This window comes from Pseudomonas sp. GXM4, from assembly GCF_008923895.1.
Classification (GTDB): domain Bacteria; phylum Pseudomonadota; class Gammaproteobacteria; order Pseudomonadales; family Pseudomonadaceae; genus Aquipseudomonas; species Aquipseudomonas atacamensis.
On record NZ_WBRZ01000257.1, the window covers coordinates 1 to 7,755 of the forward strand.

A 7,755-nucleotide genomic window follows, 5' to 3' on the forward strand; every position below is an offset into this window, starting at 1 on the left:
CGCGCTTACGGCGTACTCGGAACAACTGTGGGAGCGAGCCTGCTCGCGAAGACGCCGCCCCGGTCAACCCCTCTATCACTGGCAAACAACCACTAGCGATTCAGCACATCCCCCATCCACCGCAAATACTCCCCCCGCTCGGATATCGAGTTGTGCCCCGAATCCGGCACCACCTTCAGCGTCGCCACGCCCGCAGGAAAACTCTCGAACAAGCGCTGCGTGCTGCTGCGCCCAATCACGTCGTCATCGCTGGCCGCCAACAGCAATGTCGGCGTGCGGATATGCGCTGCGTACTTGCCCGATTCAAAACGATCCTTGAGCAACCATTTCACCGGCACCCATGGGTATTGCCGTGCGGCGATTTCCGTGAGGCTGTTGAACGGCGTCACCAGAATCAGATTCTGCACCGGCCGCTGACTGGCCAGGCGCACCGCCACCCCCGAACCGAGGCTGCGTCCGATGACTGCAATCTGCGGGTGGCTGGCATAGACCTGATCGAACAGTGCCAGCGCATCTTCGGCAATCGCGGCTTCCGATGGCGAGCCGGTGCTGCCAGCAAAACCCCGGTAATGCAGGAAATACAGCGCGTAGCCAGGAAACGCCTCAGTGAATTCCGGCAGATTGCGCGAGACGTCCTCGGCATTGCCGCCGAAATAGATCAGCGCCCGCGATCCGCTGCGCTCTCGGGTTGTCACCCAGACCTCGGCATCCGGCATCGACAGTTTCATTCGCGAGTCCGCTGTAACCACGCCGGCAGGCTGGGGAAACCAGATCAGCGAGCGCTGAAACACGAACAGCGCGGCGCACAGCACCAGGTACACGGCAATGATGAAAACGACGAGTGACATCAGGGTTCGGGACATTCGGCTACTTTTAACGGGGAGAGACGTTGGCTGTGGCAGTGTAGTTCAGCGACTGCGCCTGACAGCCGGCGCACACACCGTGCAACAGATCCGCGCAGCAGGAGGACTCGCATGCGCCACACTGAGGGGTACTCACGTCGCCGCTTGCTCACGCTGGCTGCCCAAGCTGCGGCGCTGCTCACCATTGATCGGGCGTTGGCCGGCAGCGTAGCGCCGACCGCCACTGCGCCGCCCACGGCAGGAGACCAGACCATGCAGACCCGCGCCATCCCTTCCAGCTCCGAGGCACTGCCCATGGTCGGGTTGGGCACCTATCGCGGTTTCGACGTCGCCCCGGGCGATCCGGTTTACCGGCAGTTGCCCGCCGTCCTCGAAGCGCTGTTCAGAAAGGGCGGCACGCTGATCGACAGCTCACCCATGTACGGCCGCGCCGAGCAAACCACCGGTGAACTGCTGTCGATCCACGAACCACGTTCGCCGGCTTTTCTCGCTACCAAGGTGTGGACGCGCGGGCGCAAGGAGGGCATCACGCAGATGGAGCAGTCGTTCAGACTGCTGCAAACCGAGCGCATCGACCTGATGCAGATTCACAACCTGCTCGACTGGCAAACCCACTTGCCGACCCTGCGCGAATGGCAGGAGCAGGGGCGGATTCGCTACATCGGCATCACCCATTACACCTCGTCGGCCTATGACGATGTCGAGGCCGTGCTGAAAGCCGAGAAGCTGGATTTTCTGCAGATCAACTACGCTCTGGATGATCGTGCGGTCGAGAAACGCATCCTGCCGCTGTGCCGCGAGCGTGGGGTCGCGGTGATTTGTAATCGGCCGTTTGGCGGCGGCGATTTGCTCGCCCGGCTCAAAGGCAAGCCGCTGCCGGCGTGGGTCTCGGATGTACAGGTCAACAGTTGGCCGCAACTGGCACTGAAATTTCTCTTGGCGCACCCGGCGGTGACCTGTGTGATTCCCGGGACCAGCAATCCGCGCTACATGGCTGACAACGCAGGAGCCGGTTTTGGGCCGATGCTGACCGATGCGCAGCGGCATCAGTTGATTGCGTTGCTGGGCTGAGCCGGGTCAACTGCGATAGCGCAACGCCTCCAGCAACAACGCAAACGCCGGCGCTGCCTGGCGTCGGCTCGGGTAGTACAGGTGATAACCGGAAAATGTCGGGCACCAGTCTCCCAGCACCTGGACCAGGCGGCCGTCGGCGAGAAACGGCGCGACGACGTTTTCCGGGATGTAGCTCAGCCCGAAACCGTCCAGTGCGGCGTCGAGCAATGGGTACACGCCATTCAGGGTGACCTGCCCGGCAACGCGCACTTTCAGGCTTTCACCGTCCTTTTCGAACTCCCACGAATACAGTCCGCCATTGGTTGGCAGGCGCAGGTTGTTACAGGCGTGGTCGGTCAGGTCGCGCGGGGTTTGCGGCGCAGGGCGCCGGGCGAAATAGGCGGGGGAGCCGACCACCGCCATGCGCATGTCCGGACCGATACGGGTGGCGATCATGCCTTGGGCGACATCCTCGCCCAGGCGCACACCGGCATCGAAGCCCTGGCCGGCGATGTCGACGAAACCATAGTCACAGCAAACCTCGACGGCCACATCCGGGTATTGCGGCAGGAAATCCTGCAACACCGGACGCAGGATCCAGTTCAGCGAATGGTCGGTGGCGCTGATGCGGATCTTTCCCGCCGGGGTTTCGCGCAGGTTGCTCAGGGCGGCCAGTTCCACCTCGATTTCCTCGAAGCGCGGGCCGATGGTTTGCAGCAAGTGTTCGCCGGCCTCGGTCGGCGACACGCTGCGCGTGGTGCGGGTCAGCAGGCGCAGGCCGAGTCGCGCCTCGAGGCTGCGAATGGTGTGGCTGAGCGCCGATTGCGACACGCCGAGTTTGGCCGCAGCCTTGGTGAAACTGCGTTCACGGGCGACGGCGAGAAAGGCGAGCAGGTCGGTGGCGTTTTCCCGAAGCATTGATGACTGTCCTGCATAAGTTTTTTCGGATTCTAGTCGATTATCCGAAGAGTGCGGATCGCTACAGTGGTTGCATCATTTATTGGAGGAAACGCCATGAACCCGATTGCTGCTTCCGCACTGACGCTTTCGCTGCTGGCTGGTGAGGTGCAGGCCACTGAAAATCCGCGTGTCACGGTCACACCGAATGGCTCGCAACCGTCGGCCAAAGGACCGGCTGACTGGTTTACCGGCACGGTGCGGGTGGATGCGCCGTTCAAAGGCACCGATGAGGCGCGGGTCAGTGGTGCGACCGTAACGTTCGAGCCGGGCGCGCGCACTGCATGGCATACCCATCCGCTGGGGCAGACATTGATCGTCACCTCGGGGGCAGGCTTCGTGCAGGAGTGGGGCCAGCCGGTTCGTGAAATCCGCCCGGGCGATACCGTGTGGATTGCCCCGGGCGCCAAACATTGGCACGGGGCAGCACCGACGACGGCGATGAGTCATATCGCGATTGCCGAAGTGCTGGATGGCAAGGTGGTGGACTGGATGGAGCAGGTCAGTGATGAGCAATATCCAAAGACCGAGTGAAACCGCGCCCCTCACCCCAGCCCTCTCCCGAGGGAGAGGGAGCCGATTGGGGGATGCTCGAGACGTTCGGCATTCTGCAAGCGTGGTGGTGAATCCACTCGACCCCTAGCACCCCATGCAGGTGCGCTAACAGCATGCGACTCACCCCAGGCGTCTCCCGGGGGAGTGGGAGCCGACCGAGGTGTTTTGCGATGTGCATCGACCTGAACTTGTCGTTGCGATTATGGATACACAGAAGACTTTCACGTCGCTGCACATCCTGAATATACCCGGATCGGTCCCCTCTCCCTTTGGGAGAGGGCTAGGCGGGCGGCGTTCCGATGAGGGGCTTTTCGCTTCAGATCATCTCCGGCAACGAATCAAGAATCTTGTCCAGCGTAATCGGATACTCCCGCACCCTCGCGCCGGTGGCGTTGTAAATCGCATTCGCCACCGCCGCGCTCACGCCGCAAATCCCCAATTCACCCACGCCTTTGGCCTTCATCGGCGACGAAATCGGGTCGGTTTCTTCGAGGAAGATCACTTCCTGATGCGGTATGTCGGCGTGCACCGGCACTTCGTATCCGGCGAGGTCATGGTTGACGAAAAAGCCCAGGCGCTTGTCCACCGCCAGCTCTTCCATCAACGCCGCGCCGACGCCCATGGTCATCGCGCCGATCACCTGACTGCGCGCCGACGTTGGGTTGAGGATCCGCCCCGCAGCGCAAACCGCCAACATTCGCCGTACGCGAACTTCGCCAGTGGCGGCATCGACGGCGACTTCGACGAAGTGCGCGCCGAAGGTCGATTGCTGATATTTCTCGGCCAGATCACCGAACTCGATGCTGTCCTCGCCGACCAGCGCGCCGCCTTCAGCCGCGTTGCGCAGCGGCAGGCTCTTGCTGCCGACCCGCACCTGTCCATCGGCAAACTCCGCCTGATCCGCCGCCAGCCCGAGCTTGGCCGCCACCGCTTCGCGCAATTTCACGCACGCAGCGTAGACCCCGGCGGTCGAGCAGTTGCCGCCGAACTGGCCACCGGAACCGGCCGACACCGGGAAGTCCGAATCGCCCAGACGCACCACCACATCATTGAGGCCAACGCCCATCATCTCGGCAGCGGTCTGCGCAATGATCGTGTAGCTGCCGGTGCCGATATCGGTCATATCCGTTTCAACAACGACCTTGCCGTCACGCTCCAGGCGCACACGGGCGCCGGACTTGACCAGCAGGTTGTTGCGAAACGCCGCCGCCACGCCCATGCCGATCAGCCAGCGGCCTTCAAGACGGCTGCCCGGTTGCGCCTTGCGCTGATCCCAGCCGAATTTCTCCGCGCCGATCTGCAGGCATTTGACCAGTTGGCGTTGGGAGAACGGCCGCTCGGTTTTCACCGGGTCGACTTGAGTGTCGTTAGCGATGCGGAACAGCACCGGGTCCATCTTCAGTTGTTCGGCCATTTCGTCCATGGCGATTTCCAGCACCATCAGCCCCGGCGCTTCACCCGGCGCACGCATGGCATTGCCTTCAGGCAGGTCGAGCGGTGCGAGGCGCATGCTGACGCGGCGGTTTTCTGCGGCGTAGAGCAACTGGCTCGGTTGCGCGGCCAGTTCGACCTTGCCGTCAGCGAGGTTGCCTGACCAGCCTTCATGGGCGATGGCGGTCAGCTTGCCGTCCGCCGTTGCGCCCATGCGGATGCGCTGAATCGTAGCCGGGCGATGGGTGGTGTTATTGGCCATTTGCGGGCGGGCGAGGGCGACTTTCACCGGCCGCCCCGCCATGCGCGCGCCGAGAGCGGCGAGAATCACGTCGGCGCGGATGAATAGTTTGCCGCCGAAACCACCGCCGATGTACGGCGAGACCAATCGGACTTTTTCCTTCGGCAGGCCGAGGGTTTTCGCAATGTCACCGACACTCCAGGCGACCATCTGGTTCGACGTCCACACGGTCAGCTGATCGCCTTTCCACGCGGCCAGTGTGGCGTGCGGTTCCATCATCGCGTGGGACTGGTCTGGCGTGGTGTAGGTTTGATCGAACTGCACCGGCGCGGCGGTGAAGGCCTTGTCGAAGTCGCCGTGATTGACGTCCGGCAGCTCGTCTTTCGGCTCGACGCCGAGGTCTTTGACGCTGGCCAGATCGAACTTGCCTTCGCTGGTCTCGTAATCGACCCTGACCAGTTGCGCGGCGGCGCGGGCCTGTTCGAAGGTTTCGGCAACCACCAATGCAACCGCTTGCTGATAGTGCTGCACTTCGGGACCGGCGAGCAGATGCGCGGCGTTGTAATCACCTTTATCGAGCTTGCCGGCGTTCTCGGCAGTGACGATTGCGAGTACGCCGGGTGCGGCTTTGGCCTCGTCGAGATGAATGGCTTTGATCCGGCCTTTGGCGATCGCCGAATCGACCATGAAACCGTAGGCCTGATTGGCTGCCGCCTCATGTTGCTCGTAGGCGTAAGTGGCTTGGCCGCTGGTTTTCAACGGGCCTTCGATGCGCTCGGTGGGCTGGCCGACGACCTTCAGGCGGTCGATGGGATTGGTGGTGGCGGGCGTGTCGAATTTCATGCGGTTTCCCTCGCTTGCGCCAACACCGAAGCCAGCGTGCGCTCGACCAGTGTCAGTTTGAATTGGTTGTCATCGGTGGGTGTCGCGCCCTCAAGCAGGCGTTCGCTGACTGCTTTGGCGCCCTTGGGCAACAGCACTTCAGCGGCTTCGACCCGCCACGGTTTCGGCGCAACGCCGCCGACGGCCACGCGGCCGGTGCCGTCCTTTTGCAGGATCAGACCGACTGAAACAAGGGCAAACGCGTAAGACGAGCGATCGCGGACCTTGTGATAAATGTGCGTGCCGCCAACCGGCGCCGGCAAGGTCACTGCGGTGATGAATTCACCGGGTGTGAGGCTGGTTTCGATGTGCGGCGTGTTGCCCGGCAATTGATGGAAATCGGCCATGGCAATGCTGCGCGTGCTGCCGTCAGGCTTGACCGTTTCGATCTGCGCATCCAGCGCGCGCATGGCGATGGCCATGTCGCTCGGGTGGGTGGCGATGCAAGCGTCGCTGACGCCGATGATTCCGAGTTGCCGGGTCACGCCACCGATCGCCGCGCAGCCGCTGCCGGGGTTGCGTTTGTTGCAGGCCTGGTGGGTGTCGTAAAAGTACGGGCAGCGGGTGCGTTGCAGCAGGTTACCGGCGGTGGTCGCCATGTTGCGCAATTGCCCGGAGGCCCCGGCAAGCAAGGCGCGGGAGAGCAGGGCGTAGTCCTTGCGCACGCGCGCGTCGGCGGCCAAATCGGTGTTGCGTACCAGCGCACCGATGCGCAGTCCGCCTTCGGGCGTGGCTTCGATCTGGTCCAGGCCGAGGTGGTTGATGTCGATCAGGTGTACCGGGGTTTCGATGTCGAGTTTCATCAGGTCGAGCAGGTTGGTGCCGCCGGCGATGAACTTGGCGCCTTCGACTTGCGCAGCCTGGGAAGCGGCTGCGGCAGGTGAGTCGGCGCGGCTGTAATTGAAGGCTCTCATACCGGCACCTCCGCGACTTCAGTGATGGCTTCGATGATGTTCGAGTAAGCGCCGCAGCGGCAGATATTGCCGCTCATGCGCTCCTGCAGTTCGGCGGCGATCAGCTTCGGCGGCTCGGTAAGGCTTGGGCTGACGTGGCTGGGAATGCCGTCGCGGATTTCCTTGAGCACGGCGACCGCCGAGCAGATCTGCCCTGGGGTGCAATAGCCACACTGGTAACCGTCGTGCTTGATGAACGCGGCCTGCATCGGGTGCAGCTTGTCCGGCATGCCGAGGCCTTCAATGGTGGTCACGTCACTGCCGTCGTGCATGACTGCGAGGGTCAGGCAGGAATTGATCCGCCGACCGTCGGCGATCACCGTGCAGGCGCCGCACTGGCCGTGGTCGCAGCCTTTTTTGGTGCCGGTCAGGTGCAGGTGTTCGCGCAGGGCGTCGAGCAGGGTAGTGCGAGTGTCTACTTCGAGGGTTTGCGGTTTACCATTGACTTGCAGGGTCACTTTACTCATGGCCGGTTGCTCCAGACTGGCCGCGTAGGCCTTGAGGCTGATAAAGGGGGGCATGGCGAACGCCGTCGCGGTTACGGCGCCGAGGATCATGAAATTGCGTCGGGAAATCGGCATGGTTCGATTCCTTGTCTCTCATCGGGCGGCAGGATTGCAAAAGGCCCAAACGGGCGCGCCGGCATGCATGCCAGTCTCGTAAAAAGAGTGACCGCAGCGGGAGGGAAAAGGTTTTGTCGGATTTGCGCTAAAGAGTTATGTGCGCAGCTCATCAATCCGCAGATCACACAAAAACCCTGTAGGAGTGAGCCTGCTCGCGATAGCGGTGTGTCAGTTAATACTGATTCGACTGACACTCC

General features: G+C 62.6%; 7 protein-coding genes. 2 read left to right on the forward strand and 5 right to left on the reverse strand.

The genetic code is table 11. The features are described from left to right. Window positions 1-92: 92 nt before the first annotated feature. Window positions 93-863 carry an alpha/beta hydrolase gene (locus F8N49_RS22850; protein WP_122698667.1) on the reverse strand — a complete coding sequence of 257 codons (771 nt, stop codon included), beginning with the start codon at window positions 861-863 and terminating at the stop codon, window positions 93-95. A gap of 111 nt (window positions 864-974) precedes the next feature. Between F8N49_RS22850 and F8N49_RS22855 the strand changes: the two genes are divergently transcribed. Further along, window positions 975-1,934 carry an aldo/keto reductase gene (locus tag F8N49_RS22855; RefSeq protein WP_177180892.1) on the forward strand — a complete coding sequence of 320 codons (960 nt, stop codon included), beginning with the start codon at window positions 975-977 and terminating at the stop codon, window positions 1,932-1,934. A gap of 6 nt (window positions 1,935-1,940) precedes the next feature. Here the strand turns inward: F8N49_RS22855 and F8N49_RS22860 are convergent, their stop codons facing one another. Beyond that, window positions 1,941-2,834 carry a LysR family transcriptional regulator gene (locus F8N49_RS22860; RefSeq protein WP_151552704.1) on the reverse strand — a complete coding sequence of 298 codons (894 nt, stop codon included), beginning with the start codon at window positions 2,832-2,834 and terminating at the stop codon, window positions 1,941-1,943. A 96-nt stretch (window positions 2,835-2,930) separates the two neighbouring features. On the opposite strand from F8N49_RS22860, the gene F8N49_RS22865 reads away from it, so the two are divergent. Then, the gene (locus tag F8N49_RS22865) at window positions 2,931-3,407 is read left to right on the forward strand and encodes a cupin domain-containing protein (protein ID WP_073471205.1); all 477 of its coding nucleotides are present in this window, start codon (window positions 2,931-2,933) and stop codon (window positions 3,405-3,407) included. Between the two features lie 337 nt (window positions 3,408-3,744). Here the strand turns inward: F8N49_RS22865 and paoC are convergent, their stop codons facing one another. The 3 genes from paoC to paoA are packed head-to-tail and all read right to left on the reverse strand — an operon-like array spanning window position 3,745 to window position 7,516. Continuing rightward, window positions 3,745-5,943, reverse strand: coding sequence for an aldehyde oxidoreductase molybdenum-binding subunit PaoC (gene paoC, locus F8N49_RS22870; protein WP_122747300.1), 2,199 nt, complete (start codon window positions 5,941-5,943; stop codon window positions 3,745-3,747). Next, window positions 5,940-6,896 carry a xanthine dehydrogenase family protein subunit M gene (locus tag F8N49_RS22875; protein ID WP_151552706.1) on the reverse strand — a complete coding sequence of 319 codons (957 nt, stop codon included), beginning with the start codon at window positions 6,894-6,896 and terminating at the stop codon, window positions 5,940-5,942. The genes paoC and F8N49_RS22875 overlap by 4 nt, the downstream gene beginning before the upstream one ends. Then, window positions 6,893-7,516, reverse strand: coding sequence for an aldehyde dehydrogenase iron-sulfur subunit PaoA (paoA, locus tag F8N49_RS22880; protein ID WP_073471203.1), 624 nt, complete (start codon window positions 7,514-7,516; stop codon window positions 6,893-6,895). The genes F8N49_RS22875 and paoA overlap by 4 nt, the downstream gene beginning before the upstream one ends. Window positions 7,517-7,755 lie beyond the last annotated feature (239 nt).

What these genes read in the sequence shown, in the direction of transcription:
- F8N49_RS22850 (WP_122698667.1), bottom strand. Translation starts at nt 863, where the DNA reads ATGTCCCGAACCCTGATGTCACTCGTCGTTTTCATCATTGCCGTGTAC.
- F8N49_RS22855 (WP_177180892.1), top strand. Translation starts at nt 975, where the DNA reads ATGCGCCACACTGAGGGGTACTCACGTCGCCGCTTGCTCACGCTGGCT.
- F8N49_RS22860 (WP_151552704.1), bottom strand. Translation starts at nt 2,834, where the DNA reads ATGCTTCGGGAAAACGCCACCGACCTGCTCGCCTTTCTCGCCGTCGCC.
- F8N49_RS22865 (WP_073471205.1), top strand. Translation starts at nt 2,931, where the DNA reads ATGAACCCGATTGCTGCTTCCGCACTGACGCTTTCGCTGCTGGCTGGT.
- paoC (WP_122747300.1), bottom strand. Translation starts at nt 5,943, where the DNA reads ATGAAATTCGACACGCCCGCCACCACCAATCCCATCGACCGCCTGAAG.
- F8N49_RS22875 (WP_151552706.1), bottom strand. Translation starts at nt 6,896, where the DNA reads ATGAGAGCCTTCAATTACAGCCGCGCCGACTCACCTGCCGCAGCCGCT.
- paoA (WP_073471203.1), bottom strand. Translation starts at nt 7,516, where the DNA reads ATGCCGATTTCCCGACGCAATTTCATGATCCTCGGCGCCGTAACCGCG.